The organism is Pseudomonas sp. S09G 359 (assembly GCF_002843605.1).
In the GTDB taxonomy this organism is placed as follows: Bacteria; Pseudomonadota; Gammaproteobacteria; order Pseudomonadales; family Pseudomonadaceae; genus Aquipseudomonas.
This window is the reverse complement of the sequence record NZ_CP025263.1, coordinates 5,946,892-5,972,526: the sequence shown is the minus strand read 5'-3', so window position 1 is coordinate 5,972,526 and position 25,635 is coordinate 5,946,892. Positions and strand designations below refer to the sequence as shown.

Annotated in this window: 25 protein-coding genes; 13 read left to right on the top strand and 12 right to left on the bottom strand. The window is 62.8% G+C overall.

Annotation, left to right across the window (positions count from 1 at the left end; genetic code table 11):
• Nucleotides 1-27: 27 nt before the first annotated feature.
• From CXQ82_RS27410 to CXQ82_RS27400, 3 genes are all read left to right on the top strand, one after another.
• Entirely contained in the window at nucleotides 28-1,680 is a 1,653-nt protein-coding gene (locus CXQ82_RS27410) for an acyl-CoA dehydrogenase family protein (protein ID WP_101273137.1), read from the top strand.
• A gap of 182 nt (nucleotides 1,681-1,862) precedes the next feature.
• On the top strand, nucleotides 1,863-3,335 hold the full coding sequence (gene amn, locus CXQ82_RS27405) for an AMP nucleosidase (protein ID WP_163034636.1): 1,473 nt from the start codon (nucleotides 1,863-1,865) through the stop codon (nucleotides 3,333-3,335).
• Between the two features lie 140 nt (nucleotides 3,336-3,475).
• Nucleotides 3,476-4,042 (top strand): pseudouridine synthase, encoded by a 567-nt coding sequence (locus tag CXQ82_RS27400; protein WP_163034639.1) that lies wholly within the window; start codon nucleotides 3,476-3,478, stop codon nucleotides 4,040-4,042.
• Here CXQ82_RS27400 and CXQ82_RS27395 read toward each other — a convergent pair.
• Together CXQ82_RS27395 and CXQ82_RS27390 are read right to left on the bottom strand one after the other, a co-directional pair.
• Complete coding sequence (locus CXQ82_RS27395) at nucleotides 4,037-4,246, bottom strand: DUF2788 domain-containing protein (protein WP_025999909.1); 210 nt, start codon at nucleotides 4,244-4,246, stop codon at nucleotides 4,037-4,039. The two genes, CXQ82_RS27400 and CXQ82_RS27395, sit on opposite strands and share 6 nt — an antisense overlap.
• Before the next feature lie 197 nt (nucleotides 4,247-4,443).
• Nucleotides 4,444-4,923: an Lrp/AsnC family transcriptional regulator gene (locus CXQ82_RS27390; RefSeq protein ID WP_003194418.1), complete on the bottom strand. Its 480-nt coding sequence runs from the start codon at nucleotides 4,921-4,923 to the stop codon at nucleotides 4,444-4,446.
• Nucleotides 4,924-5,320: 397 nt separating this feature from the next.
• On the opposite strand from CXQ82_RS27390, the gene CXQ82_RS27385 reads away from it, so the two are divergent.
• Entirely contained in the window at nucleotides 5,321-6,436 is a 1,116-nt protein-coding gene (locus CXQ82_RS27385) for a DUF6515 family protein (protein WP_101273134.1), read from the top strand.
• Here CXQ82_RS27385 and CXQ82_RS27380 read toward each other — a convergent pair.
• Both CXQ82_RS27380 and CXQ82_RS27375 read right to left on the bottom strand, forming a co-directional pair.
• Complete coding sequence (locus tag CXQ82_RS27380; protein ID WP_101273133.1) at nucleotides 6,433-7,326, bottom strand: cation diffusion facilitator family transporter; 894 nt, start codon at nucleotides 7,324-7,326, stop codon at nucleotides 6,433-6,435. The genes CXQ82_RS27385 and CXQ82_RS27380 overlap by 4 nt on opposite strands.
• A gap of 9 nt (nucleotides 7,327-7,335) precedes the next feature.
• Nucleotides 7,336-7,755, bottom strand: coding sequence for a polyribonucleotide nucleotidyltransferase (locus tag CXQ82_RS27375; protein WP_101273132.1), 420 nt, complete (start codon nucleotides 7,753-7,755; stop codon nucleotides 7,336-7,338).
• Nucleotides 7,756-7,904: 149 nt separating this feature from the next.
• Here CXQ82_RS27375 and hrpB point away from each other — a divergent pair, with 149 nt between their 5' ends.
• On the top strand, nucleotides 7,905-10,412 hold the full coding sequence (hrpB, locus tag CXQ82_RS27370; RefSeq protein WP_101273131.1) for an ATP-dependent helicase HrpB: 2,508 nt from the start codon (nucleotides 7,905-7,907) through the stop codon (nucleotides 10,410-10,412).
• 151 nt (nucleotides 10,413-10,563) lie between these two features.
• On the opposite strand, the gene CXQ82_RS27365 is transcribed toward hrpB, so the two are convergent.
• The 3 genes from CXQ82_RS27365 to CXQ82_RS27355 all read right to left on the bottom strand — a co-directional run bounded on the left by CXQ82_RS27365 (nucleotide 10,564) and on the right by CXQ82_RS27355 (nucleotide 13,529).
• Nucleotides 10,564-11,583 (bottom strand): alpha/beta hydrolase, encoded by a 1,020-nt coding sequence (locus CXQ82_RS27365; protein WP_101273130.1) that lies wholly within the window; start codon nucleotides 11,581-11,583, stop codon nucleotides 10,564-10,566.
• 157 nt (nucleotides 11,584-11,740) lie between these two features.
• Nucleotides 11,741-12,829 carry an endonuclease/exonuclease/phosphatase family protein gene (locus CXQ82_RS27360; RefSeq protein ID WP_101273129.1) on the bottom strand — a complete coding sequence of 363 codons (1,089 nt, stop codon included), beginning with the start codon at nucleotides 12,827-12,829 and terminating at the stop codon, nucleotides 11,741-11,743.
• Between the two features lie 40 nt (nucleotides 12,830-12,869).
• Entirely contained in the window at nucleotides 12,870-13,529 is a 660-nt protein-coding gene (locus CXQ82_RS27355; protein ID WP_101273879.1) for a YciC family protein, read from the bottom strand.
• Between the two features lie 182 nt (nucleotides 13,530-13,711).
• On the opposite strand from CXQ82_RS27355, the gene CXQ82_RS27350 reads away from it, so the two are divergent.
• The 3 genes from CXQ82_RS27350 to CXQ82_RS27340 all read left to right on the top strand — a co-directional run bounded on the left by CXQ82_RS27350 (nucleotide 13,712) and on the right by CXQ82_RS27340 (nucleotide 15,693).
• Entirely contained in the window at nucleotides 13,712-14,443 is a 732-nt protein-coding gene (locus CXQ82_RS27350; RefSeq protein ID WP_101273128.1) for a DUF2076 domain-containing protein, read from the top strand.
• A gap of 118 nt (nucleotides 14,444-14,561) precedes the next feature.
• Nucleotides 14,562-15,038, top strand: coding sequence for an NYN domain-containing protein (locus CXQ82_RS27345; RefSeq protein ID WP_101273127.1), 477 nt, complete (start codon nucleotides 14,562-14,564; stop codon nucleotides 15,036-15,038).
• A gap of 43 nt (nucleotides 15,039-15,081) precedes the next feature.
• Nucleotides 15,082-15,693: a PolC-type DNA polymerase III gene (locus tag CXQ82_RS27340; RefSeq protein ID WP_101273126.1), complete on the top strand. Its 612-nt coding sequence runs from the start codon at nucleotides 15,082-15,084 to the stop codon at nucleotides 15,691-15,693.
• Between the two features lie 419 nt (nucleotides 15,694-16,112).
• Here the strand turns inward: CXQ82_RS27340 and CXQ82_RS27330 are convergent, their stop codons facing one another.
• Nucleotides 16,113-16,574 carry an Lrp/AsnC family transcriptional regulator gene (locus tag CXQ82_RS27330; RefSeq protein ID WP_101273125.1) on the bottom strand — a complete coding sequence of 154 codons (462 nt, stop codon included), beginning with the start codon at nucleotides 16,572-16,574 and terminating at the stop codon, nucleotides 16,113-16,115.
• A gap of 161 nt (nucleotides 16,575-16,735) precedes the next feature.
• Here CXQ82_RS27330 and yedA point away from each other — a divergent pair, with 161 nt between their 5' ends.
• Complete coding sequence (gene yedA / locus CXQ82_RS27325) at nucleotides 16,736-17,632, top strand: drug/metabolite exporter YedA (protein WP_101273124.1); 897 nt, start codon at nucleotides 16,736-16,738, stop codon at nucleotides 17,630-17,632.
• Nucleotides 17,633-17,681: 49 nt separating this feature from the next.
• Nucleotides 17,682-19,016 (top strand): DEAD/DEAH box helicase, encoded by a 1,335-nt coding sequence (locus CXQ82_RS27320; RefSeq protein WP_101273123.1) that lies wholly within the window; start codon nucleotides 17,682-17,684, stop codon nucleotides 19,014-19,016.
• Nucleotides 19,017-19,140: 124 nt separating this feature from the next.
• On the opposite strand, the gene CXQ82_RS27315 is transcribed toward CXQ82_RS27320, so the two are convergent.
• Together CXQ82_RS27315 and CXQ82_RS27310 are read right to left on the bottom strand one after the other, a co-directional pair.
• The gene (locus CXQ82_RS27315) at nucleotides 19,141-20,367 is read right to left on the bottom strand and encodes a TIGR03862 family flavoprotein (RefSeq protein ID WP_101273122.1); all 1,227 of its coding nucleotides are present in this window, start codon (nucleotides 20,365-20,367) and stop codon (nucleotides 19,141-19,143) included.
• A gap of 169 nt (nucleotides 20,368-20,536) precedes the next feature.
• Nucleotides 20,537-21,457, bottom strand: coding sequence for a histone deacetylase (locus CXQ82_RS27310; RefSeq protein WP_101273121.1), 921 nt, complete (start codon nucleotides 21,455-21,457; stop codon nucleotides 20,537-20,539).
• Between the two features lie 88 nt (nucleotides 21,458-21,545).
• Here CXQ82_RS27310 and CXQ82_RS27305 point away from each other — a divergent pair, with 88 nt between their 5' ends.
• Genes CXQ82_RS27305 through CXQ82_RS27295 form a run of 3 tightly spaced genes read left to right on the top strand, consistent with a single transcriptional unit; the run spans nucleotide 21,546 to nucleotide 23,624 of the window.
• Nucleotides 21,546-22,115: a GNAT family N-acetyltransferase gene (locus tag CXQ82_RS27305; protein WP_101273120.1), complete on the top strand. Its 570-nt coding sequence runs from the start codon at nucleotides 21,546-21,548 to the stop codon at nucleotides 22,113-22,115.
• Nucleotides 22,116-22,158: 43 nt separating this feature from the next.
• On the top strand, nucleotides 22,159-23,028 hold the full coding sequence (tesB, locus tag CXQ82_RS27300; protein ID WP_101273119.1) for an acyl-CoA thioesterase II: 870 nt from the start codon (nucleotides 22,159-22,161) through the stop codon (nucleotides 23,026-23,028).
• Nucleotides 23,025-23,624 carry an HAD family hydrolase gene (locus tag CXQ82_RS27295; protein WP_101273118.1) on the top strand — a complete coding sequence of 200 codons (600 nt, stop codon included), beginning with the start codon at nucleotides 23,025-23,027 and terminating at the stop codon, nucleotides 23,622-23,624. The genes tesB and CXQ82_RS27295 overlap by 4 nt, the downstream gene beginning before the upstream one ends.
• A gap of 133 nt (nucleotides 23,625-23,757) precedes the next feature.
• Here CXQ82_RS27295 and CXQ82_RS27290 read toward each other — a convergent pair whose 3' ends face one another.
• A complete protein-coding gene (locus tag CXQ82_RS27290) occupies nucleotides 23,758-24,744 on the bottom strand; it encodes a hypothetical protein (protein WP_101273117.1) in 987 nt (328 codons plus the stop codon).
• Entirely contained in the window at nucleotides 24,745-25,632 is an 888-nt protein-coding gene (locus tag CXQ82_RS27285) for a neutral zinc metallopeptidase (RefSeq protein WP_101273116.1), read from the bottom strand. It abuts the gene before it with no gap.
• Nucleotides 25,633-25,635 lie beyond the last annotated feature (3 nt).

The window sequence follows — 25,635 nt, the reverse complement described above, 5'->3', positions numbered from 1 at the left end:
GTGGCCTTTTTTCTCAGGAGGCCCGTCATGAACTTGCATCAATTCGCCGAAACCCACGACGTCACCAACCAGCCGCCCTCTCTGGATGGCACCAACCTGTACCGCATCGACCTGCCCCTGCAAGACTGGTCGCGCCGCTTCGGGGCCGGCTGGGCAGAGGCGCGCATCGATGCCTACGGCGCGCTGGCAGGTGGGCCGTTAATGGCGGCCGGGTTCCTGGCGAACCAGAACAAACCGGTGTTCAGCAGCCATGACCGCTATGGGCATCGCATCGACCTGGTGGAGTTTCACCCCGCCTACCACGAGCTGATGCGCACGGCCGTCGAGCATGGCCTGCCGTCGTTGCCGTGGGCCCATCCGCAGCCCGGTGCGCACGTAGCCCGCGCGGCCATGACCTACCTGCACAGCCAGGCCGAAGCCGGCACCGGTTGCCCGCTGACCATGACCTTCGCCTGCGTTCCGGCCCTGCGTCTGCAGCCTGACTTGGCGAACACCTGGCTGCCGAAAATTCTCAACACCCACTATGACCCGCGCAACGTCGGTATCGCCCATAAGGCCGGCGTCACCATTGGCATGGCCATGACCGAGAAACAGGGCGGCACCGACGTGCGCGCCAACACCACGCGCGCTTATCCGGTGGGCGCCGGCGGCCCCGGGCAGGCCTACGAGCTGGTGGGCCACAAGTGGTTCTGTTCGGCGCCGATGTGCGATGGGTTTCTGACCCTGGCCCAGACCGACAAGGGGCTCAGCTGTTTCCTACTGCCCCGGCAGCGCCCGGATGACACGCGCAACGAGTTCTATATCCAGCGCCTCAAGAACAAACTCGGCAACTGCTCCAACGCGTCCAGTGAGGTGGAGTTTCGCGGCGCCCTGGCCTGGATGCTCGGCGAAGAAGGCCGTGGCGTGCCGACCATCATCGAGATGGTCGCCATGACTCGCTTCGATTGCATGGTCGGCTCCAGCGCCTTGATGCGCCAGGCGCTGACCCAGGCCAGCCATCATTGCGCCCATCGGACCGTGGGTGGCCGGGTACTCAGCGAGCAACCGCTGATGCAAAACGTGCTCGCCGACCTGGCCTTGGAAAGCGAGGCGTCCCTGGCCTTGAGCATGCGCATGGGCCGCGCGCTGGACCACCTGGATAACGAGCAGGAAGCCAAGTTCGCGCGGCTGGTGACGGCGGTGGGCAAATATTGGATCTGCAAGCGCGCCCCCGCGATGATCAACGAGGCCGCCGAATGCATGGGCGGCGCCGGGTATGTGGAGGACAGCATCCTGCCGCGCCTGTACCGTGAGGCGCCGGTGAATTCGACGTGGGAAGGTTCCGGCAACGTGCAATGCCTGGATGTGCTGCGCGCGCTGTCCAAAGAGCCGGGCGTGCTGGAGACGCTGTTTGTCGAACTGGGCGATGGGCATGGCGACAAGCAGCTGGCGCGGCATATCGAGCAACTGAAGTCGGCGTTCATGGACACCCAGGACATCCAATACCGCGCGCGGCAATTGACCGAGGACATTGCCGTGGCGTTGCAGGCCAAGCTATTGCTGGAGGCGGGGAATGCCAGTGTGAGTGATGGTTTTATCGCCAGCCGATTGGGTGAGTCATCCGGCCGGGTTTACGGCACCTTGCCGCGCGGCGTGGATGTTGAGGCGATTGTCCTGCGATCTACACCCCCATTCCCCTGAATAAATACAGTCAAATGTGGGAGGGGGCTTGCCCCCGATAGCGGTGTGTCAGCCAATACATCTGGTGACTGACACTCAGTCATCGGGGGCAAGCCCCCTCCCACATTTACCGCATTCCAACACTGGTGTTTCAGTGCGGCCGGGATACAGGCAAGATAAAGGCCTGCAAGTCAGAACACAGGATGCTTACCGTGACCGAAGCTTTTGTTGTCGTTCAAACCGCCGAAGAAGCCGTGGACCGGCTGGCGGCTCTGCATGAGCGTGCTAGCGGCGCACTCAATCAGGCCCTCAAGCAATACCTCAAGGACCGCGTCGAGCCCGACGCCGAACAACGCGCGCTGTTTCGCTACCCGGAACTGCGCCTGACTTACCACTGCCACGGCGAAGTCCCACAGACTACACGGGCGTATGCCAAGGTTCAGTTGCCGGGGACCTACAGCGTTACCGTCACCCATCCTGCGGCGTTCCGTAAGTACCTGTTGGAACAGTTGGTGCCGTTGATGCACGACTTCACCGTGACGGTCGAAGTGGGCGTCAGCCAACAGAACATCCCTTACCCATACGTGGTCGAGCAGGGCGATGAGCTGGCCGGCTCTGGCGTAACCGCCGCGACCCTGGCCCGCGTGTTCCCCAGCACCGACCTGTCGGCCGCCACCGATGGCATCGCCGACGGCCTGTACGACTGGGAAAACACCGACCCGCTGCCCCTGGCGCTGTTCGATGCCGCGCGCGTGGACTTTTCCCTGCGCCGCCTGGTGCACTACACCGGCAGCGACTGGCGCCACGTGCAGCCGTGGATCCTGCTGACCAACTACCACCGCTATGTCGACCAGTTCATCCTGCATGGCCTGGAGCAACTGCGCAGCGACCCGCGCTTTATCCGCATGGTGTTGCCGGGCAACGTGGTCATTGATAAGAGCATGGACCACGGCGAAGCGTCGGCGATTGCTGCCGGCGTGGTCTGGCACCGCTACCAGATGCCGGCCTATCACCTGCAGGCCAGTGATGGCCACGGCGTGACCCTGGTGAATATCGGCGTCGGCCCGTCCAACGCCAAGAACATCACCGACCACCTGGCTGTGCTGCGTCCGCATTGCTGGCTGATGATCGGCCACTGCGGCGGCCTGCGCCAATCCCAGACTATCGGCGACTACGTACTGGCCCACGCCTATATGCGCCGCGACGGTATTCTCGACCGCGTGGTGCCGCCGAACATCCCGATCCCGGCCCTGGCCGAGGTGCAGATGGCGTTGCAACAAGCCGCCGCCAACGTCACCGGCGAAAAAGGCGAGGAGCTGAAAAAGCGCCTGCGCACCGGCACCGTGCTTACCTACGACGACCGCAACTGGGAACTGCGCTGGGCCCAGGAGCGGCCGCTGATCAACCTGTCCCGCGCGGTGGCCGTGGACATGGAAAGCGGCACCATCGCCGCCCAGGGTTACCGCCTGCGTGTGCCTTACGGCACCTTGTTGTGCGTATCGGACAAGCCGCTGCACAGCGAGATCAAGCTGCCGGGTTCGGCCAACGCGTTCTATGAGCGCGCGGTGAGCCAGCACTTGAAGATCGGTATCGAGGCGGTTGACCTGTTGCGCACCGAACTCAACTCGCTGCACTCGCGCAAACTGCGCAGCTTCGACGAGCCGCCGTTCCGCTAAGCGGTTGGGATGGTCATTTAGCGGTCAGGCCACTAGCATTGTCGGTCCTGACCGTTAGATGTTCCTTTGCCATGTCCCGTCCCACCCGTCCCGATACGCGCCGCCCTGGCGTGAAACCCCCGTACTCTGCAGCGCGTCGCGTGGCCAAGGCGCCGCCGGCCGAGCCGAAGCTGATCCTGTTCAATAAACCGTTCGATGTGCTGACCCAGTTCAGTGACGAAGGCGGGCGGGCGACCCTCAAGGATTTTATCGATATCCCTGGCATCTACCCGGCCGGCCGCCTGGACCGTGACAGCGAAGGCTTGCTGTTGCTCACCAACGACGGCCAGTTACAGGCGCGCATTGCCGACCCCAAGCACAAACTGGCGAAAACCTACTGGGTGCAAGTGGAAGGCGAGCCCACTGAAGAGCAGCTGCAACGCCTGCGCGCCGGTGTGGAGTTGAACGATGGCATGACCCTGCCCGCCGAAGCGCGGCAGTTGGATGAGCCCGAGCTATGGCCGCGCAACCCGCCGGTGCGGTTTCGCAAAAGCGTGCCGACCCACTGGCTGGAGCTGGTGATTCGCGAAGGGCGTAACCGTCAGGTACGGCGCATGACTGCCGCCGTGGGCTTGCCAACCCTGCGCCTGGTGCGCGTGCGCATTGGCGACTGGTCTATCGACGGCCTCGACCAAGGCCAGTGGAAGGAAGTGCCGGCGCGTTTATAAGGCGCCGGACTCGATCAGGCCGATCACCACGCTCTTGATGATAAACGCGGCCACGCCCAGCCCCAGTACGAAGAACAGGATGAACGAGCCGAAGCGCCCGGCCTTGGATTTCTTCGCCAGGTCCCAGACGATAAAGCCCATGAAAATGATCAGGATGGTGACCAGGCCGGTCATCATCCATTCTTCGAACAGGGCGGGGTCGATGTTGTTCATGGGGTATTCCAACAAGACAAGCGAGCAGTATACGGCGTTGTTACAGACGCAACATTGACCTGGGTCGAAGCACAATCATAAATGTGGGAGGGGGCTTGCCCCCGATGGCAGTGGGTCAGCTACAGGTAAGCTGGCTGATACACCGCAATCGGGGGCAAGCCCCCTCCCACATTTGATATGCAGTGATCTTAAGTACGCAGGTGAGTCAGCGGCAGTTCGGTGCTGTTCAGCACCTGGTTCAGCACAAAACTCGACCGCACGCTGGTCACGCCTTCAATGCGGGTCAAGTGCCCCAGCAGCAGCTTCTGGTAGTGATCCATATCCGGCACCACCACCTTCAGCTGATAGTCCGCATCCATCCCGGTCACCAAACTGCACTCCAGCACCTGGGGCAGGGTGCGGATCGCCGCTTCGAAATTCTCGAAACGCTCCGGGGTGTGGCGGTCCATGCCGATCAGCACATAGGCCGTGAGGCTCAAACCGAGCATCTTGCGGTCGAGCAGGGCCACCTGGCGCGCGATGTAGCCGTCGTCCTCCAATTGCTTGACCCGGCGTGAGCAGGGCGACGGAGACAGGCCTATACGCTCGGCCAACTCCTGGTTGGAGATCCTCGCGTCGCGCTGCAATTCCGCCAAAATACTCAGGTCGTATCGGTCAAGCTTGCTCATTGGGTTAGCCTTTGTCGTAACTATTGCGGTGAATTATCTATGAAGGGTTAAAAATTGCGCAAGCACTGTTTATTGACGCAATCTTCGCAATCATCTGTCGGCCGCTGGCGGGTATCGTTATCAACAGAATCACCGCCTGGACAACAGTCCAAAGCAGCTCGCCCAATCAGGCTCGCTGCGGCCGCCACCCCAGCAGGGTTGAGTTGGCCTCCAGGCTGCACACTGTCCACAAGACGGCGTGAGGTGAGCCAACGTCAAAAGCGTTGAGCACGGACGAAGTTCTCAAGGGGTGGCCGACGGGTCGCCCCTTTTCTTTTGCCTGCTGATAACCTGTCCGAGAACCGGGCCGCGCTTTTCCAGTCTCATGAACAGGCCCTAATCCGCAGTGAGGAATAGCATGAAGCGCATCTGGCGTTTGGCAGGTGTAGGTTTGCTGATGGTCACCGTTGGCGCGCAGGTTATGGCCGACGAGCGTGATAACCCGCCGCGCCCCGAGGGCGGTGGTCAGCATGAAAGAGGCGAGCAGGGCGGTCAGCCACAGCGCCCGCAGAACAACCAGCCAAGGCCGCAGAATAATCAGCCGCGCCCGGAGAACAATCAGCCGCGCCCGGAGAACAATCAGCCGCGTCCAGAGAACAATCAGCCACGCCCGCAGAATCAGCATTTCGACCGTGGCGGCCAGAACGGTGGCGGCCAGTGGCAAGGTCGCCCGCAGGGCAATGAGCAGGCGCGGCCGGTGCAGCAACCCCAGGCGCAGCCGTCGAATAACCTGCCGATCCAGGGCCGCCCCGATACCGTGCGCCAGACCCAGGAACCGCGCCAGGGCAACTACCGTGATATCCCGCGCCGTAATGATGGCAACCAGCATTGGGAAGCCGGCGGCCCTGGCTCACGCCCAGGCAATAACGGTGGTGGGTATAACAACAACCACCCCGGCGACAACCGTTGGCCGGGCCGCCCGGACGGGCGTGGCAATGGCTGGGGCCCAGGCCCGCAATATCGCCCTGGTTACACCATCGACCGTTTCCCCGACCGTAATTACCGCGTGCCCTACCGCGGCCAGGATTACTTCTTCTCCGGCGGCTACTGGTATCGCCCGCAAGGCCCGCGTTATGTCGTGGTGCGGCCGCCCTATGGGATCCGCGTGCAATACCTGCCGGACTACGCGCGGGAAGTGTGGGTGGGCAGTGCATTGTTCTTCCTTGCCGCCGGCGCCTATTACACCTACGAAAGCAGCAGCCAGCAGTACGTAGTGGTGCAACCGCCGACCCAAGTGCCCGAGCCGCAACCGGCGCCGCAAGGCAATGGGTATGACGTGGTGGCCTACCCCGCCAATGGCCAATCACCGGCGCAGGTGCAGCAGGACGGTTATGACTGTTATCGCTGGGCGGTGCAGCAAAGCGGCTTCGACCCGCAAGCCGTCACCTACGCTCCGGACCCGGCGGTGGTACAAACCTACCGCCAGGCCCAGGGCAACTGCCTGAGCAGTCGCGGGTATCAGGTCCAGTACTAGGCCTTGGCACCCGTGACTACTTCCTGCGGGTCGGCGTGCACCAGCACTTCGGCGCGCGGGTAGGCTTGATGAATGGCATCGGCGGCCTGGTCGCTGATGCCGTGGGCCACTGACAGGGTCAATTCCCCCGGTAACTCCAGGTGCAGCTGCACGAACCAGTGGCTGCCGGAAATCCGCGTGCGCAAATCATGCGCGCCCAGCACACCCGGCACGCCACGGGCCAGCTCGAGCATGTGCTGGCTGACGTCCGGCGGCAGCTCTTCATCCATCAATACCGCAAAGCTTTCCCGGGCGATTTGCACCGCGCTCCACAAGATGTAGGCGGCGATCCCCAGGCCGAACCAGGCATCTACCTGATTGAAGCCGAAGCCTGCCAGCACCAGCGCCACCAGGATGCTGCCGTTGAGCATCAAGTCGGAGCGATAGTGCAGCGAGTCCGCGCGCACCGCGTTGGAGCCGGTTTCGCGCACCACCCGGTGTTGCAGCATCAGCAGCGCCACGGTCAGCACCAGGGAAAACACGATCACGCCAATGCTCAACCACGGCGCGCCCACCGGCTCCGGGTGTTGCAGGCGTTCATAGGCCTGGAACGCGATCAACACCGCACTGCCGCCGATAAACAGCGCCTGGGCCATGCCCGACAGCGATTCCGCCTTGCCATGGCCGTAACGATGGTCCTCATCGGCCGGGCGCAACGCGTAGTGCACCGCAAGCAAATTAAGCAGCGAGGTCACGCCGTCGAGCAGCGAGTCGGTCAACCCGGCGAGCATGCTCACCGAACCACTGAGCCACCAGGCGATGGCCTTGGTAACAATCAACACACACGCCACGCCCACCGACGCGCGGGTGGCCAGGCGCAGGAGCCTTGCGTGTTCGGGACTGCTGGTCATAGGCAGTCCTTAAGCGGCAGGTTGCAGGCCCAGGGACGCGAGTTGTTGCACGCTGCCCTTGAACTGGATCATGCGCGGGTCGTCCAGTGGCAGGGTGCGCCCGGTTTCTTTGTGGATGATGGTTTGCAGCTTGGCATTGTCGACCTTGCCGTCGGCGCCGATGGCTTCTTGCAGTTTTTCCGGCGCGACCTGGGCGGTCTTGCCCGGTTCGAAGTAGATGGCGCCGGTGGCGAAGTCCACGCCAAACGCGATCAGGCCGGGGATTACGTAGAACAGCAGGCCTACGGCGTCGAGCACGGCAATGGTCGGGTCGATCTTGCCGTCGATCTGGCCACGGCGGTCCGGGTAGAAAATCGACCCGCAGGCCGTGAGCTGGCTCAGCAGGGTGACGGCCAGAACACCGCCGATGACACGGGAAGCAATACGCATGAAAAATCTCCTGAACGCGTTTGAAAAATGACTATATGCCAGATCTGCCAGGCGACGATGGGCAAATGTGGGATGGGGGCATGCCCTTGAGACCATCACCGGCATCCGGCAGTTCGCCGTTATACTCGCCGCTCTGCTTTGGAGCCAGTATGAATTCGTTGCCCATCGATGATGTTTTACCCGCCCTGCGTGACGCCTTGGCGATTCGCCATGAAGCCGTGCTGGAAGCGCCGCCCGGCGCCGGTAAAACCACCCGCGTACCCTTGGCCTTGTTGAACGAGCCCTGGCTCGCCGGGCAAACCATCCTGATGCTCGAACCGCGGCGCCTGGCCGCCCGTGCGGCTGCCGAGCGGCTGGCCAGCGAGCTGGGGGAGAAGGTCGGTGAAACCGTCGGTTATCGCATCCGCCTGGACAGCAAAGTCGGCCCCAACACGCGCATCGAAGTGGTTACCGAAGGCATCCTCACCCGCCGCCTGCAGGACGACCCGGCGCTGGACGGCGTGGGCCTGCTGATCTTCGACGAATTCCACGAACGTAGCCTCGACGCCGACCTGGCGCTGGCCCTGAGCCTCAACGGCCGCGAGTTGTTCCGCGACGAGCAGCCGCTGAAAATCCTGTTGATGTCCGCCACCCTCGAAGGCGAACGCCTGGCCGCGCTGCTGGACAACGCGCCGATCCTGCGCAGCCAAGGGCGGATGTTCCCGGTGCAGATGCGTTGGGGCCGGCCGTACCAGGCCGGGGAATTTATCGAGCCGCGCGTGGTGCAGACCATCCTCGATGCCCTGCATGACGAAACCGGCAGCGTGTTGGTTTTCCTACCCGGGCAAGCCGAGATTCGGCGGGTCAACCAGCAACTGGCCGACGCCCTGGGTGATCGCGGTGACGTGTTGCTGTGCCCGCTGCATGGCGAGCTGGACCTCAGCGCCCAGCGCGCGGCCATCGACCCGGCGCCCGCCGGCAAGCGCAAAGTGGTGCTCGCCACCAACATCGCCGAAACCAGCCTGACCATCAACGGCGTACGCGTGGTGATTGATGCCGGGTTGGCCCGCGTACCGCGTTTCGACCCCGGCAGCGGCATGACCCGCCTCGACACCCAGCGCATCTCCCGCGCCAGCGCTACCCAACGTGCGGGCCGGGCAGGGCGCTTGGAGCCGGGGGTGTGTTATCGCTTGTGGTCCGAGGACCAGCATGAAGGCCTGGCCGCCTATGGCAGCGCGGAAATCCTTGCGGCCGACCTTGCCGGTTTGGCCCTGCAGCTGGCGCGTTGGGGCGTCACGCCGACCCAGCTTGTTTGGCTGGATGTGCCGCCCGCCGCCGCCTATGCCCAGGCCCAGGATTTGCTGGTGCGCCTCGGCGCATTAAATGAAGACAAACTGACCGCCCATGGCCAGAAGATGGCCGAGCTGCCCGCCCATCCGCGTATCGCCCATTTGCTGCTGCGCGGGCAGGACCTGGGGCTGGCAAACACCGCCTGTGATGTGGCGGCGTTATTGGGCGAGCGCGATATTTTGCGCGGTGGTGGCGCCGATCTGCACAGCCGCCTGGCGCTGCTGTCCGGCGAAGAGCGCGCGCGCGGCACCCAAGGCGGCGTGCAGCGGGCCAAGCAATTGGCGCGGCAATACCGGGGCTATTTAAGAGGCAAGGCCACCCAAGCGGTGGCCGACCCCGACCACCCGCGCTGGCTCGGCGCCTTGCTGGCGCTGGCCTACCCGGACCGCGTCGCCCAGCAACGCCGCCCCGGTGGCGCCGAATACCGCCTGGCCAATGGCCGCGCGGCGCTGTTCGCCGAGGCCGACAGCCTGATGAAACAGGCGTGGCTGGTGATCGCCGACCTCGGCAGCCGCCAGGGCCAGCGTGAAGAACGTATCTACCTGGCGGCGGATTTTGACCCGGGGCTGTTCGACACGGTACTCGCCGAGCAGGTACGGAATGTCGACCAGCTGGATTGGGACGAGCGCGAAGGCGTGCTGCGCGCCGAACGCCAGCGCAAAGTCGGCGAGCTGGTGCTCAGCCGCGACCCCCTCACCGGCCTCGACGAAGCCGCACGCAGCCAGGCGCTGGTCAACCTGGTACGGCGCAAAGGCCTGGAGCTGCTGCCCTGGACCCCCGAGCTGCGCCAATGGCAGGCTCGCGTCATGTTGTTGCGCCAGCTTGACGCCGGTAAAACCAGCGAATGGCCCGACCTCAGCGACAGCGCCTTGCTCGCCAGCCTCGAACACTGGTTGATGCCTTACCTGGGCAAGGTCTCGCGCCTGAGCCATTTCGCCAACCTGGATATCTCCAGCTTCCTGCACAACCTGTTGCCGTGGCCGCTGCCCCAGCGCCTGGATGAGCTGGCGCCGCAGCATGTGAAAGTGCCATCGGGCTCGTCGGTGCGCTTGGACTACAGCGAGCAGCCGCCGATTCTGGCGGTGCGTTTGCAGGAATTGTTCGGGCTGGCAGATACGCCACGCATTGCCGGCGGTCGCCAGGTGGTGAAGTTGCACCTGCTGTCCCCGGCGCGGCGGCCGGTGCAGGTAACGCAGGATCTGGCGAACTTCTGGCGCAGTACCTACGCCGAAGTGAAGAAGGATCTGAAGGGCAGATACCCCAAGCATTACTGGCCGGATGATCCGTTGATTGCAGAGCCAACTGCCCGGATCAAACCGCGCAAATAACCACAATGAAACCTGAATGTGGGAGGGGGCTTGCCCCCGATTGCAGTGTGTCAGCCAGTACATCTGGTGACTGACACTCCGCCATCGGGGGCAAGTCGAATCGTCGCACCGCCCCTCCCACATTTAACATTTCAAATGGATTATCGGTGACTCAGTTCAAGTGCGCCTTCAACTCACCCGCCGCCTGGCGCATCGCCGCTTTGACTTCCGGGATATTGCTCAACGGGTTGAGCAGGCCGTAGTCATGGATCATCCCGTTGTAGCGCACTGCCGTCACGTCCACACCGGCCGCATCCAGCTTGCGGGCATAGGCTTCGCCCTCATCGCGCAGCACGTCCAGGCCAGCGGTTTGCACCAGCGCCGGTGGCAGGCCGGTCAGTTGTGCAGGCGTGGCGCGCAGCGGCGAGGCGTAGATCTCGGCGCGTTGCTGGGCATCGGTGGTGTAGCTGTCCCAGAACCAGCTCATCATGTTCTTGGTAAGGAAGTGGCCTTCGGCGTACTGCTTGTACGACGGGGTGTCGAAGTTGGCGTCGGTCACTGGCCACAGCAGCAGTTGGAAGCGCAATTTCGGCGCATTCTGCTCCTTGGCTTTCAGCGCCACCACCGCTGCCATGTTGCCGCCGACGCTGTTGCCGGCCACCGCCAGGCGGCTGCCATCGACATTAATCTCTTTGCCGTGCTCGGCCACCCAGCGGGTAGCGGCATAGGCCTGGTTGATTGCGGTGGGGTAATGCGCTTCCGGCGATGGCGTGTAATCCACATACACGGCGACGGCGCCGGAGCCCACCACCAGGTCGCGGATCAAGCGGGCGTGGGTCGGGTAGTCGCCGAGCACCCAGCCGCCACCGTGGAAGAACATGAATACCGGCAGCTCACCCTTGACGTTGGCCGGGCGCACGACGGTCAGCTTGATGCTCTGGCCGTCGGCCTGGATGGTCTTGTCGCTGACCTGGATGCCCGACATGTCGACTTTCACCGAGTTCTGCGCACCGGTCAGCACTGCACGGGCGTCCTTGGGGCTCAGTTGCTCCAGGGGGCGACCACCGCCGGCGGCCAGGGCGTTGAGGAACGCTTGGGTTTGATGTTCCGGCACGGCGTTGTCAGCGGCGTAGGCGCTGCCGATGGACAGGGCGAGCAGGGTGGCGGTCAGGGCTTTTTTGAAAGTGTTCATGTCGTATGCGCTCATTTGAAGTATTGGAATTAGAAGGCCGCTTCAGCGCCTCTGGCTGTCTGCGTGCTGGCTTGGGAGTAAATTTACGGCCTAATCGAATGAGCGACAATTAGGCTGAATAGAGATTGATTGTCCCCTATATGGGGACAATTCAAGGCTACTGCGCGGCGGGCAACAGGAAGCGCGCAATCACCGGCAGATGGTTGGAGATGCGCAGCGTATCGTCCTGGCGCACCTTGGCTTCGACCCGCTTGATGCGCGGGCTGTAGAACAGGTAATCCAAGGTGCGATCCGGACCGTCGAGGCTCGGGTCGTTGGGGAAGTGGGTCAGCCATTTGGCGCGGTCAATGCCGCTGGATTCGCTGTTGCTCGGGATCATCGGGTATTTATCCCAGAGCAAATGCAGCTCGCTGTCCGGCGAGTACTGCCCGCGTTTGTCGGCATCCAGGCGCAGGAATTGCCCCAGCGGCAACAGGTTGAAATCGCCCCCGATCAGCCAAGGCGTGCCACGCCCTTCGAATTTATCCAGCAACTTGACCGTGGTTTGCACCTGCTCCAGCACTGCGCTGCGGCCTGGGGCGTCGCCGTCCAGGCGGGTGTTGAGCACCGCCAGTTGGCCGCCATCGCTCAATGGCAGGTAGGTCAGCAGCAAGGCCGACTTGGGCTGGAACTGGCGGCTGATGAAATTGGCCTCCGGGGCCGGCAATTGCAGGCGCTCGGCGTGTTCGATCTGGTAGCGGCTCAGGGTGGCCAGCTTGCGCCCGACACTGCCGAAGATATGGCGGTCGGGCACGAAGTCGGCTTTCCAGTCGAAGGTCTGGGCGCTGCAGGGGTAGAGGTCGACCAGGCGCTCCTGGAGCAACGCCAGCTGGTCCTGGTAGTGGGAGGGCTTGGCGTTTTCGTCGAGTTCCTGCAGCAGCAGAATGTCCGGTTGTTCGTCGCGAATCACCCGCGCCACTTCGTCCAGGCTGGCGGCCATGTCTTCCACGGTGGGGCGGTCGTCCGGGCCGCTGCCGTCGGCGGTGTCGTACCAGAACACATAGTTCTTGCCGGCCAGGTATTGCACGTTCCAGGTCATCACCTTGAGCGCCTGCCCCGGCAGCAGGGTGGGCGCGCGTGGCGCGACGCAACTTACGGGCAAGGTTTCCTTGGCAGCGGGGCGCCAGGTCAGGTTGTAGATCAGGGCCGCGAGCAGGCCTGCAACGATCAGCAGGCCCAGCAAGGTCATGCGCAATAAACGGGTCATCGGCTCGGCTTATAGCGTTTCAGAAGTGGCACGGAGCATATCACCGCGCGTCGGCATCGCCACCGATCAGCATGAATAAACGGAACAACACCACGCTGGTAAATAGTTGCAGGAAGCTATGCACGCTGTCCATCAACAGCCCCAGCAACGGCGCGGGGTTGGGATAGGCCGCCACGCTGGCGCCCTTGAGCAGCCACAACGGGGTCATCACACACAGCAGGCACACCAGGATTCGCCAGAAATGCCCACGGGTCAGGCGGAAGCTTTCCTTCATCGCCTCCAGCGCCGGCATGCCGCGCAGCACCAGCAGGTACTCGGCAAACGCCAACACCACCATCAGCCACAGGCCCGGCAGGAAATAAATCGACAGCCCCAGCAGGATCAGCAAGGTGCTCATGGCCGTCAGCAGGGCGAAACGCGGCCACAGGGTCAGGGCCATCGCCCATACATCCCGGGTGCTGGGCGACTCGCCACGGGTGCGCGCGTCGAGAAACAGGATCAGCGCGCCGGTATACAGCGGGTACACCAATAACCCCACCACCACGCTGTAACCGGGAAACGCATCTGCGCCCAGCGTGTGCTCCAGAATCTGTTGCAGGAAGGCTTCGAGGACCACCAACGGCAGGCACAGCTGAACGATGGCGCCCAGGTTGCTCCGGGTAAAACGGAAGGAGTCGCGCAGTACGTCTAACGGATTCATCAGGTTCATCGCAGGCCTGGAAACAAGGGCGACACTTTAACCGATCACGGTGACAGGGGCGCAAACGTAAACCTTGAGTAAAGACCATTGAAACAACTGGTAACACCCCCATAACTAACCAGGTACCCAAGCCTGACTCCAGGCGGGACCACGATTTCTACCGGCAATCTAACGAGGTCGCCATGAACAGCGAAGAGCAAACCCTGATCGATGGACTGTTTTCACGGTTGCAGCAAGCCGAAACGGACTCAGCCCCCCGCGATGCGCAAGCAGAAGCGCGGATCAAGGAGCACATGACTCGCCAACCGGCGGCCGGGTACTACATGACCCAGTCGATCCTGGTGCAGGAACACGCGCTTAAAAGCCTGGACGCGAAGAATAAAGAGCAGGCGCAGCAGATTCAGCAATTGCAGGACGAATTGCAGCGGGCCAAATCCGCACAGCCGGCGCCGGCGAGCAGCGGTGGGTTCCTGTCGAGCATCTTTGGTGGCGGTGCTTCCCGTGAACCACAGCCGGCGCCGAGCAATTCAGGCGGTGGCTGGCGTGAACCGGCGCGTCCTGCGTTCGGTGGTCAGCCTGCGCCACAACAAAACTATCAACAGCCACAACAACCCGCCGCCGCTCCGGTGGGCAGTGGTTTCCTTGGCGGTGCGATGAAAACCGCCGCTGGCGTGGCCGGTGGTGTGTTGCTCGCCGAAGGCATCAGCAGCTTGTTCCATCACAACCAGCAGCCGCAGGTGGTGGAAGAAATCATCGAGCAACCCGCACCGGCCAGTGATCAAGGCAACTGGGGCAACGACGAGCAGAAATTTGCCGGCAATGACAACTGGGGCAGCAACAACTCGGACAGCTTCGCCGACAGCGACTATTCCGACGATTCCTCTTCCTTCGGCGACGACGATTCCTTCGTCTAACCCCACCCGGCCCGGGGCGCTTCGTCGCCCCGGTCTGATTTTTCCCGGAAACTCCCTGGCGGCTGGCATACTGGCACCCTTTCCGGGCCCAGGCGCCTGGCTGTCATGAGGAAGTGCGGTGAAGAAAATTGCAGTGTTCGCCGATGTTCAGAACCTCTACTACACCGTTCGCCAAGCCTATGGCTGCCACTTCAACTACGCCGCCCTGTGGGCTGATATCAGTGCGCGCGGGCAGATTGTCGAGGCGTACGCGTATGCCATCGATCGCGGTGACAGCAAGCAGCAGCAGTTCCAGCAGATCCTGCGCAACCTGGGCTTTACGGTAAAACTCAAGCCCTATATCCAGCGCAGCGACGGCTCAGCCAAGGGCGACTGGGACGTGGGCATCACCATCGACATCATGGACGCTGCGGCCAACGTCGACGAAGTGGTGCTGGCCTCCGGCGACGGTGATTTCGACATGCTGCTCGACCGCATCATCCACAAGCATGGCGTCGAAGCCGTGGCGTATGGCGTGCCGGGTCTTACCGCCAATTCGCTGATACGTGCCGCCAGCCGCTACGTGCCGATCGAAGGCGCGTTGCTGCTCAAGTAAAGCGCTGCGGCTTAATAAACAGTTAGACGGAGTTGGAACAGGTTTGGAACGTATAGCGGTCATCGACTTTGAAACCACCGGCATCACCCCGAGCAGCCACTGCCGCGCCACCGAAATCGCCGTGGTCATCCTCGAACGTGGCCAGATCGTGGACCGCTACCAGAGCCTGATGAACACTGGCGTGCGCGTGCCGGGTTTTATCGAACAACTCACCGGCATCAGCAACGCCATGCTGCGCACCGCACCGCCGGCCGAGCGGGTGATGAACGAAGTGAACGAGTTCGTCGGCACCACGCCCCTGCTGGCGCACAACGCCGCGTTCGACCAAAAATTCTGGGACTTCGAACTCGGCCTGATCCGCCGCACCCGCCTGCAGAAATTCGCCTGCTCCCTGCTGCTGGCCCGCCGCCTCATGCCGGCCGCGCCGAACCATAAACTCGGCACGTTGAATTCATTCGCAAAACTGCCCCACACCGGCCAGGCCCACCGGGCGATGGCGGATGCGGAAATGGCGGCCAACCTCACCGCGCACCTGGCCCAGGAACTGCGCGCAACGCATGGTCTGCGCGAGCTGTCCCACGACCTGCTGTGCACCTTGCAGAAAGTGCCGGCGGCGAAGATCAATGAGCACCTGAAGAAGCATCGCGGGTTCTGAGCCTGCCGCCGAATCGAGTGGATATCTTCCGCTGAGCGGGCTGTTTGTGGCGAGCGGGCTTGCCCGCGTTGGGCTGCGTAGCAGCCCCAAAACCTGACAATGTGTTCTAACTGAAAGAACGCGGCGCCCTGATTGGGGCCGCTGCGCAGCCCAACGCGGGCAAGCCCGCTCGCCACAAAAAGGCAGGCACCCAACAGATTTTCGTTCGTCTACGGGGGCATTAGACGGCAGTTCAAGTTGCAAGCCACTCAGGAAAACTGGGATCAGATAACGACCATCGAGCAGATTGTCGATTTGATTGTTCGGTGCTCGAATCCTCGGTGAAGCCTCTGACGCCATCGGGGGCAAGCCCCCTCCCACATTTGGATCTGTGAACACATTCAAACTGTGGGAGGGGGCTTGCCCCCGATGGCGGTGGGTCAGCCAGCACTTTTCCCATTGCCCGCCAACTGCCCCAACGGCACCCGCCGTTCTATCGCGCTCGACAAGATGATCGACGTCTTGCTGAACCCAAACTTCGCCACCCGGTTAATCAAGTTCTCCAGTTCCGGCATCGAGCCCACCGCCGCTTGCATGATCACGCATGGATCACCGGTTACCCGATGGCATTCGGTCAGTTCGGGGATTTCCGCCAGGGCGTCATACACTTTCTGGCTGCCATGGTTGGTCAGGCGCAACTCAATCACGCATTGGATCGGCAACCCCACTTTGGATAAATCCACCTTGGCCTGGTACCCGGTGATCACCCCGCTGGCCTCCAGCTTGGCCACGCGTTCCGCCACGGCGGGCGCGGAGAGGTTTACCTTGCGGGCCAGTTGCGCATAGGACGCGCGGCCGTCTTCGAGCAGGGCGCTGAGGAGCATGCGGTCGTATTTGTCCATGATAAGGCTCCAGTAGCGCGTGGCTTTCGAAACAACGGTTTATAGCCCTCATAACCATGCTTTGAAAAGTGTACTGGCGGTTTAAACAGGTTTTGTAACTTATGTATAAGGACCTGTCTTTTTAGAATAAGCATCTCTTATACCTGCCTTAGAGCCGCCCAATGCCTGGCCCACGTCGTTTTCCCTTACCGTTGATCGCTGCCTTTTTTGCGTTGTATGTGATTTGGGGGTCCACCTACCTGGTGATCCGCATCGGCGTGGAGTACTGGCCGCCGCTGATGCTGGGCGGGATTCGCTTTTTGCTGGCGGGTGCGGCGATGTATGGCTTTTTGCGCTGGCGTGGGGCCCCTGCGCCGACCTGGGAGCAGTGGAAGGCTGCAGCCAAGATCGGCATTTTGCTGCTGACTTTCGGTAACGGTGCGGTGAGTGTGGCCGAGCATACGGGGGTGTCGTCCGGCGTGGCGGCGCTGGCGGTGGCGACGGTGCCGCTGTTTACCTTGCTGTGTGGCTACTTCTGGGGCGCGCGCAATACCCGGCTGGAATGGGCCGGGGTTATTTTGGGCATGGTCGGCATTGCCATGTTGAATATGGGCAGCACCTTGCAATCGAGCCCGATGGGCGCGGCGTTGCTGCTGTTCGCCGCGGCTTCGTGGGCGTTTGGCTCGGTGTGGAGCCGGCGCCTGCCGCTGCCGCCGGGCGCCATGGCCAGCGCGGCGGAAATGCTGGTGGCCGGTGTCACGCTGTTGCTCGCCAGCCTGCTCACCGGTGAGCATCTGCAAGCGATGCCGCCGCTGGAAGGTTGGTTGGCCCTGGCCTACCTGGCGGTGTTCGGCTCGATCATCGCCTTCAATGCCTATATGTACCTGCTCAAGCACGTACGCCCGGCGGCGGCGACCAGCTATGCCTACGTCAACCCGGCGGTGGCGGTGTTGCTGGGGATTGTGTTTATCGGCGAGACCATCGGCCTGGAAGAATCCCTGGCGATGCTGGTGATCATCAGCGCGGTACTGCTGATCAGCCTGCCCCAGTGGCGCAAGCCCAAGCCGGAAATAAGGTAAACTGCCGCGCATTACGCGCTGTGCGCCGAATTTTCCCTACGGTAACTACATGACTTTCGCCACCCTTGGCCTGATCGAACCCTTGCTGCGCGCCCTTGAGACGCTTGGCTACCAGACCCCGACGCCGGTGCAGGCGCAAGCGATTCCGGCGGTGCTGGCCGGTCGCGACCTGATGGCCGCGGCCCAGACTGGCACCGGCAAGACTGCCGGTTTCGCACTGCCGCTGCTGCAACTGCTGACGATGGAAGGGCCGAAAGTCGCCGCCAACTCGGCGCGCGCGCTGATCCTGTGCCCCACCCGCGAGCTGGCCGAGCAGGTTCACGCCAGCGTCGCCGAATACGCCCAACACCTGCCGTTGACCACCTACGCGGTGTACGGCGGCGTGAGCATCAACCCGCAGATGATGAAGCTGCGCAAGGGTGTCGACATCCTGGTCGCCACCCCTGGCCGCCTGATCGACCTGTTCCGCCAGAACGCGCTGAAACTCAACCAGCTGCAAACCCTGGTGCTCGACGAAGCCGACCGCATGCTCGACCTGGGCTTTTCCGAAGAGCTGGCGAACATCTACCGCATGCTGCCGAAAAAGCGTCAGACCCTGCTGTTCTCCGCGACCTTCTCCGATGACATCCGCGTGCTGGCCGGGCAGATGCTCAACGACCCGCTGAGCATTGAAGTCAGCCCGCGCAACGTCGCCGCCAACACCGTGAAGCAATGGGTGGTGCCGGTAGACAAGAAGCGCAAGGCCGAGCTGTTTGTGCACCTGATGCGCAAAGGCCGCTGGAAGCAGGTGCTGGTGTTCGCCAAGACCCGTAACGGCGTGGACGCGCTGGTGGATAAGTTGCAGGGCCTGGGCATCAACGCCGACGGCATCCATGGCGACAAACCCCAGGCCACGCGCCAACGCGCGCTGGACCGCTTCAAGAGCAGCGAAGTGCAGATCCTGGTGGCCACCGACGTGGCGGCCCGTGGCCTGGATATCGAAGACCTGCCGATGGTAGTCAACTTTGACCTGCCGATTGTGGCCGAGGACTACATCCACCGTATCGGCCGTACCGGGCGTGCGGGTAACACCGGTGAGGCGATTTCCCTGGTGTGTGCCGATGAGGTGAACATGCTGTCGGCCATTGAGATGCTGACGCGTCAGACATTGACCCGCCACATGGAGCAGGACTTCGAGCCGGAACACCGCGTGCCGGAAACCGACGCCAGCGGGCAGGTGGTGAAGAAGCCGAAAAAGCCGAAGAAGCCTAAAACATCCGGGGGTGGCGGTAAGCGCAACCTCGGTAAGTGGGTGGACAGCGGGGAATCGGCGCCGGTGGAGCCGTCGATCAAGCCGGTGCGTAAGGTGCCGGTGTTTAATACTGGGCCGCGTAAGAAGAAGTGATTTTTTGGTGTGGCTGATGGCCCTATCGGGGGCAAGCCCCCTCCCACATTTGATCGGGTTCACACGGTCAAAATTGTGGGAGGGGGTTTGCCCCCGATGGCGGCCTTGAATTCACCACAAAATCTCAGCCCTTAAGCCACTCCAACAACCCCCGCCCAGCCGCCCTGCCACTGGCAAAACACCCCGTCAGCAAATACCCCCCCGTCGGCGCTTCCCAATCCAGCATCTCCCCCGCACAGAACACTCCCGGCAACTGCTTGAGCATCAAGCGCTCATCCAGCGCCTCAAACGGCACGCCGCCGGCGGTGCTGATCGCCTCATCCATCGGCCGCGTCTTCACCAGTGTCAGTGGCAGCGCCTTTATATCCACCGCCAATTGCGCCGGATCATTGAAGTGCTCCGCCGGTGCCAGCTCGCGCAGCAACGCAGCCTTGACCCCATCCAAACCCAACTGGCTGTGCAAATGCTTGCTCATCGAGCGCGAGCCACGCGGCTTGGCCAGTGCCGCCTGGACCTTGTCCAGCGGCTTGCTCGGCAACAGGTCGATATGCACCGTGGCGGCGCCATCGCGGTTGATCGCCTCACGAATCGGCGCCGACAGCGCGTAGATCAGGCTGCCTTCGATGCCGAGGGCGGTGACCACGCATTCGCCGAGCCGGGGCTTGTCGTCGCCCAGCCCGATGGCGACGTTTTTCAACGGCGCACCGGCGAATTTGCTGACCATCAGTTCGCTCCAGGCCGACACCTCGAAGCCACAGTTACTCGGTTGCAGCCGGGCGTAGGGCACGCCTTTATCTTCCAGCAGCTTGAGCCAGGCGCCATCCGAGCCCAGGCGCGACCAACTGCCACCACCCAAAGCCAGCAGTACTGCATCACTGTGGATAGTTATTTCGCCTTCCGGGCTGTGGATAAGTAAGTCACCCTCGGCATTCCAGCCGGTCCATCGATGACGGGTGTGGATAACCACGCCTTGGTCGCGCAGGCGCTTGAGCCAGGCACGCAACAGGGGAGCGGCTTTCATGTCGGTAGGAAACACCCGACCGGAGGTACCGATAAAGGTCTCGATCCCCAACCCATGGATCCATTCGCACAATGCTTCGGCACCAAAGCTACGCAGCAACGGCGCCATTTGCGGCGCGCGTTCGGCGTAGCGCGACAGGAACGCCGGGTAGGCTTCGGAATGGGTGATGTTCATGCCGCCCACGCCCGCCAGCAGGAACTTGCGGCCCACTGAGGGCATGCCGTCATACAGGTCTACCCGCACGCCCGCCAGGCTCAAGACTTCAGCGGCCATTAGCCCGGCTGGGCCGCCGCCGATAATAGTGACGTGTGGAGGAGGGGTCTGGGGCATGGTTGGGCTACGGTCATTTAATAGGCCGAACATTCTACCCGACGACGGCGTGGCTGCCTGATCAAAAAACGTACACTTTCCTACAGGCCTTACGGCTAAACGCTTTCAGACCCTTACGCTCAAGTTATCCACAGGTGGTTCCACAGGCATTGTGGGTAAAGCCCACACTTCAATGACAACCTGATGACGCCCACACCCGTTGCGCACTGTGGTGCAGGATGCCGTGGCGGCGGGCCAGGGCAGGGCGGTCCTTGCTGTAGCCGCCGCCGATCACGCCCATTACCGGGATGTCGCGGCCCAGGCAATGGCGCATCACGCTTTCATCACGGGCGGCAACGCCTGCGTCTGTCAGCTTGAGGTAACCGAGGGCGTCGTCCTTGTGCACATCGACGCCGGCGTCGTACAGCACCAGGTCGGGCTGGTACAGCGGCAGCAGGTAGTTGAGGGCGTCGTCTACCACCTTGAGGTAGTCGGCATCGCCCATGCCCATGGGCAGCGGGATGTCCCAGTCGCTTTGGGCCTTGCGCGCGGGGAAGTTCTTTTCGCAGTGCAGCGACACGGTGATGGCGTCCGGCGTGTCGTGGAGGATGCGCGCGGTGCCGTCGCCCTGGTGCACGTCGCAGTCGAAGATCAACACGCGGTTGACCCGCCCGCTTTCCAGCAGGTAGCGGCTGATCACCGCCAGGTCGTTGAAGATGCAAAAGCCCGCCGGGTAGTCGTAGTGGGCGTGGTGGGTGCCGCCTGCGAGATGGCAGGCCAGCCCGTGTTCCAGCGCCTGCTCGGCCGCGAGGATCGAGCCGCCCACCGCGCGCACGGTGCGCCGCGCCAGGGCCTCGCTCCAAGGCAGGCCGAGGCGGCGTTGGTCCTCGCGGGACAGTTCGCCACTCATGTAGCGGGCGATATACCCAGGTTCATGAGCCAGCGCCAGAATCTCCGCTGGGCAGAGCTCGGGGCGCAGCAAGTGGCGTTCTTGCGTCAGGCCGCTGTCTACCAGGTGGTCGCGCAGCAGGCGAAACTTGTCCATGGGGAACCGGTGGTCCGCCGGGAACTCGGGGCTGTAGTCATCGTGATAGATCAATGGCAAAGGCATGGGATTTTCTGACGGGAACCTGCGACGGATCTTAACAGCGCTGTACACTCACTCACAGGCCGCACTCACAGGGCAAGGAAGGGGACCCATGGAGCCGATACTCGAACTGGAAAGCGCACGCCTGGTGTTGCGCCAATGGCGCGACGGCGACCTGCTGGAATTTGCGCGCATGTGCGCCGACCCACAGGTGATGCGCTATTTCCCGGCCAAATTGAGCCACCTGGAAAGCGCCGCGTTGATCGGCCGCATCCGTGGTCACTTCGCCGAATACGGCTTTGGCCTGTGGGCCTTGCAGCGCAAGGACACCGGTGAGTTCATCGGCCTGACCGGGCTGCAGAATGTCAGCTTTGAAGCCGGCTTTACCCCGGCGGTGGAAATCGGCTGGCGCCTGGCCCGCGAACATTGGGGCCTGGGTTACGCCAGTGAGGCGGCCTGGACCGCACTGCGCTGTGGTTTCGACCGCCTGCAACTGGATGAAATCGTTGCCTTCACCACCGAGGCCAATCTGCCATCACAAAAAGTCATGCAGGCCATCGGGATGCATTACGATCCCTTGGCAGATTTTGAACACCCCAAGGTCGCAGCCGATGACCCGCTGCGGCCTCACGTTTTGTACCGCATCACCCGCGCCCAATGGTTGGACACGCTGCACGGATAAGCAGCCCGGAATGCCCCATAGAATAGATTTTAGGAGTTGCTCTATGAGCCAAGTATTGGAAGATCTGGTGGACTTGCTGACCCTGGAACCGATCGAGGAAAACCTCTTTCGCGGCCGCAGCCAGGACCTGGGTTTTCGCCAACTGTTCGGCGGCCAAGTGCTCGGCCAGTCGCTGTCGGCCGCCAGCCAGACCGTAGAAGAAGCGCGGCACGTGCATTCCCTGCACGGTTATTTCCTGCGCCCTGGCGATGCACAATTGCCGGTGGTGTATTCGGTCGACCGCGTGCGTGATGGCGGCAGTTTCAGCACCCGCCGGGTCACCGCGATCCAGAAGGGCCACCCGATTTTCACCTGCACCACCTCGTTCCAGTACGACGAAGTCGGCTTCGAGCACCAGACCACCATGCCCGTGGTGGTCGGCCCGGAAAACCTGCCGTCGGAGCTGGAGCTGACCCAGCAACGTGCGCACCTGATCCCCGAGCACATGCGCGACAAGCTGCTGTGCCCCAAGCCGATCGAAGTGCGCCCGGTGACCGAGAAAGACCCGTTCAACCCGCAGCCCTCCGACCCGGTCAAGTACGTGTGGTTTCGTGCCGACGGCGCCCTGGCGGATGCGCCGGCGCTGCATAAATACCTGTTGGCCTACGCCTCCGACTTCGGCCTGCTGACCACCTCGCTGCTGCCCCATGGCAAGACCGTGTGGCAGAAAGATATGCAGGTGGCCAGCCTCGACCATGCGCTGTGGTTCCACGCCGACCTGCGCGCCGATGACTGGTTGCTCTACGCCATGGACAGCCCATGGGCCGGCAATTCCCGTGGGTTCTCCCGTGGCAGCGTGTACAACCGCGCCGGGCAACTGGTGGCTTCGGTGACCCAGGAAGGGCTGATCCGCCATCGCAAGGATTGGGCATGAGCCTGGCGGACGTTAAACACTGGGTGTTCGACATGGACGGCACCCTCACGGTGGCGGTGCATGACTTTGCGGCCATTCGCGTGGCGCTGGAAATTCCCCCCGAGGACGACATCCTCACGCACCTCGCCGCCTTGCCGGCGGATATTGCGGCGGCCAAACATGCCTGGTTACTGGAGCATGAACGGGAGCTGGCGCTAGGTTCGGTCGCGGCAGCAGGCGCGGTGGAGCTGGTGCGCGAGCTGGCCGGGCGTGGTTATCGCCTGGGCATCCTGACCCGTAATGCGCGGGAGTTGGCGCATGTGACGTTGGAAGCCATCGGCCTGGCTGACTGCTTTGCCGTCGAAGATGTGTTGGGGCGTGATGATGCATTGCCCAAGCCGGACCCGGATGGCCTGCTCAAACTGGCTGCGGCCTGGGATGTGGCGCCGAGCAAGATGGTGATGGTGGGCGATTACCGCTTCGACCTGGATTGCGGCCGGGCGGCGGGGACGAAGACGGTGCTGGTGAACCTGCCGGAAAACCCCTGGCCGGAGTTGGCGGATTGGCATGCTGGAGACTGTGCGGTGCTGCGCCGAATGATCCAGCCCAGACAATAAAGATCACATGTGGGAGGGGGCTTGCCCCCGATAGCAGTGTGTCTGTCAGCCCATCTGATGCTGACACACCGCTATCGGGGGCAAGTCGAATCGTCGCACCGCCCCTCCCACATTTTTAATCCGGTTTCGCCAGTTATTTCCCGAACAGTACCTTCTGCCCCTCTGGCGAGGTAAACATCCCATCCCCGTTATGCCCCACCCCTGGCACTTCCACCAGTTGATGGCTCAACTGCGGATGCCGCTGCTTGAGGTAGTCAAAATAGTTATGCCCACGCACCAGGCGATACGCGCCCTCAGCCTCGGCGGCGCAGCTTTTATCCAGTGCCGGGTGGTTGGGGTCGGTGTCTTGCTGGCCGAGCAGGTAGGTGACGTTGCGCGACACGTACGTCTGCTCAAGCTGCGCGGCGCTCTGGCCCTTGGCGTAGGCCGGCAGGTTTTGCATGCCGTATTTCCAGTCGTTGAAGCCCGGGCAACTGGCGGTGTCGAACTTCACCGGGCGCTGTGGGGTGAAATAGGCGTAGGACGACGGGTTGGCCACCACGTAGCGCAGGCTGATGCCTTCGGTCTGCAGCATCGGGTGGTCGTGGCTGGTGAGGGCAAAACGCTGTACCACCTGGCCACCGCCGGAATGGCCGGCGACCACGATTTCTTTCAGCGCCGGGAACAGTTTGCGATTGCCCAGGTGCTTGATGATCTGGTCGAGGGCGCCGTAGGAGCTGACTTGGCCGGGGCCGATGGAGGGCTCGCCGGCCATCCAGTCATCAGCTTTCCAGCGCAGCAGCTGGTTGTCCAAATGGTCGCGTTTTACGTCCGACTCATCGAGAAATTGCGGCGCAATGACCAGGGTACTACCACCCACCCCGGCGTTTTGCGCCGCATGCTCGCCACTTTCCAGGTAGGTCATCGCATTGCGCAGGCGACCATGCACGATGATCAAGGCACGGGTGACTTGGGGCAGCGGTTTGCTCCAGTCCTGGCTTAAACCGAGGCTGAGGTCGCCGGCATCCAGGTGAAAACGATCGGGGCTGACCACCTTGACGCCATGGTCTTTCTCGGCGGCCCAGGTGGCGGTGGAACAGGTCAACATCAAGCCCAGCAGCAATCCCAATCGTTTATTCATTTAAAGACTCTTGGCGGTGAAGGTGTCGCATTGAGTGATCTGGCCCTGGGCGAAGCCGGTCTTGAACCAGCGAACCCGCTGCGCCGAGGTGCCGTGGGTAAACGAGTCCGGCACGACGCGCCCTTGACCCTGTTGCTGCAAACGGTCATCGCCAATGGCGTTGGCCGCATTCAGTGCTTCCTCGATATCGCCGGGCTCCAGCCAATTCAGGCGCTTTTGGGCGCGGTTGGCCCATACCCCGGCGAAGCAGTCGGCTTGCAGCTCCTGGCGTACCAGTAGGCCGCCGTCGCCCTGCATCTGCCGGCCTTGCTGGCGCGCAGCCTGGATCTTGGCCGAGATGCCCAGCAGCGTCTGCACGTGGTGCCCGACTTCGTGGGCGATTACGTAGGCCTGGGCGAAGTCACCGGCGGCCTGGAAGCGTTGCGACATTTCGCGGAAGAAATCCAGGTCCAGGTACACCTGTTGGTCGGCCGGGCAATAAAACGGGCCGCTCGCCGAGGTGGCGCCACCGCAGGCGGAATTGACCCGGCCACGGAACAGAATCAGCTTGGGGTTCTTGTAGGCCAGGCCGTTTTCCTGGAACACCTGGCCCCAGGTGTCTTCGGTATCGCCCAGCACCGCACGGACGAAATCGGCTTGCTCATCGTTGGCCGGCGGGGCCTGGCGCGATTGCGTGCTCACCGAGGGCGCCTGCTCCATCTGGCCGGTCAACTGGCCGAGGATCTGCAGCGGGTCCTGGCCGGTCAGCCAACCGATACCCACGATCAGCACAATCGCCGTGAGGCTCAGGCCCTTGCCGCCACCGAAGCGCATGCCGCCACCACCACCGCCACTGTCATCGCGGGCATCCACCACGTTGTCGCTGCGTCGGCCTTTTTTCCATAGCATGGG

What these genes read in the sequence shown, in the direction of transcription:
- CXQ82_RS27410 (WP_101273137.1), top strand. Translation starts at nt 28, where the DNA reads ATGAACTTGCATCAATTCGCCGAAACCCACGACGTCACCAACCAGCCG.
- amn (WP_163034636.1), top strand. Translation starts at nt 1,863, where the DNA reads ATGCTTACCGTGACCGAAGCTTTTGTTGTCGTTCAAACCGCCGAAGAA.
- CXQ82_RS27390 (WP_003194418.1), bottom strand. Translation starts at nt 4,923, where the DNA reads ATGAGCAAGCTTGACCGATACGACCTGAGTATTTTGGCGGAATTGCAG.
- CXQ82_RS27385 (WP_101273134.1), top strand. Translation starts at nt 5,321, where the DNA reads ATGAAGCGCATCTGGCGTTTGGCAGGTGTAGGTTTGCTGATGGTCACC.
- CXQ82_RS27380 (WP_101273133.1), bottom strand. Translation starts at nt 7,326, where the DNA reads ATGACCAGCAGTCCCGAACACGCAAGGCTCCTGCGCCTGGCCACCCGC.
- CXQ82_RS27375 (WP_101273132.1), bottom strand. Translation starts at nt 7,755, where the DNA reads ATGCGTATTGCTTCCCGTGTCATCGGCGGTGTTCTGGCCGTCACCCTG.
- hrpB (WP_101273131.1), top strand. Translation starts at nt 7,905, where the DNA reads ATGAATTCGTTGCCCATCGATGATGTTTTACCCGCCCTGCGTGACGCC.
- CXQ82_RS27365 (WP_101273130.1), bottom strand. Translation starts at nt 11,583, where the DNA reads ATGAACACTTTCAAAAAAGCCCTGACCGCCACCCTGCTCGCCCTGTCC.
- CXQ82_RS27360 (WP_101273129.1), bottom strand. Translation starts at nt 12,829, where the DNA reads ATGACCCGTTTATTGCGCATGACCTTGCTGGGCCTGCTGATCGTTGCA.
- CXQ82_RS27355 (WP_101273879.1), bottom strand. Translation starts at nt 13,529, where the DNA reads ATGAATCCGTTAGACGTACTGCGCGACTCCTTCCGTTTTACCCGGAGC.
- CXQ82_RS27350 (WP_101273128.1), top strand. Translation starts at nt 13,712, where the DNA reads ATGAACAGCGAAGAGCAAACCCTGATCGATGGACTGTTTTCACGGTTG.
- CXQ82_RS27330 (WP_101273125.1), bottom strand. Translation starts at nt 16,574, where the DNA reads ATGGACAAATACGACCGCATGCTCCTCAGCGCCCTGCTCGAAGACGGC.
- yedA (WP_101273124.1), top strand. Translation starts at nt 16,736, where the DNA reads ATGCCTGGCCCACGTCGTTTTCCCTTACCGTTGATCGCTGCCTTTTTT.
- CXQ82_RS27320 (WP_101273123.1), top strand. Translation starts at nt 17,682, where the DNA reads ATGACTTTCGCCACCCTTGGCCTGATCGAACCCTTGCTGCGCGCCCTT.
- CXQ82_RS27315 (WP_101273122.1), bottom strand. Translation starts at nt 20,367, where the DNA reads ATGCCCCAGACCCCTCCTCCACACGTCACTATTATCGGCGGCGGCCCA.
- CXQ82_RS27310 (WP_101273121.1), bottom strand. Translation starts at nt 21,457, where the DNA reads ATGCCTTTGCCATTGATCTATCACGATGACTACAGCCCCGAGTTCCCG.
- CXQ82_RS27305 (WP_101273120.1), top strand. Translation starts at nt 21,546, where the DNA reads ATGGAGCCGATACTCGAACTGGAAAGCGCACGCCTGGTGTTGCGCCAA.
- tesB (WP_101273119.1), top strand. Translation starts at nt 22,159, where the DNA reads ATGAGCCAAGTATTGGAAGATCTGGTGGACTTGCTGACCCTGGAACCG.
- CXQ82_RS27295 (WP_101273118.1), top strand. Translation starts at nt 23,025, where the DNA reads ATGAGCCTGGCGGACGTTAAACACTGGGTGTTCGACATGGACGGCACC.
- CXQ82_RS27290 (WP_101273117.1), bottom strand. Translation starts at nt 24,744, where the DNA reads ATGAATAAACGATTGGGATTGCTGCTGGGCTTGATGTTGACCTGTTCC.
- CXQ82_RS27285 (WP_101273116.1), bottom strand. Translation starts at nt 25,632, where the DNA reads ATGCTATGGAAAAAAGGCCGACGCAGCGACAACGTGGTGGATGCCCGC.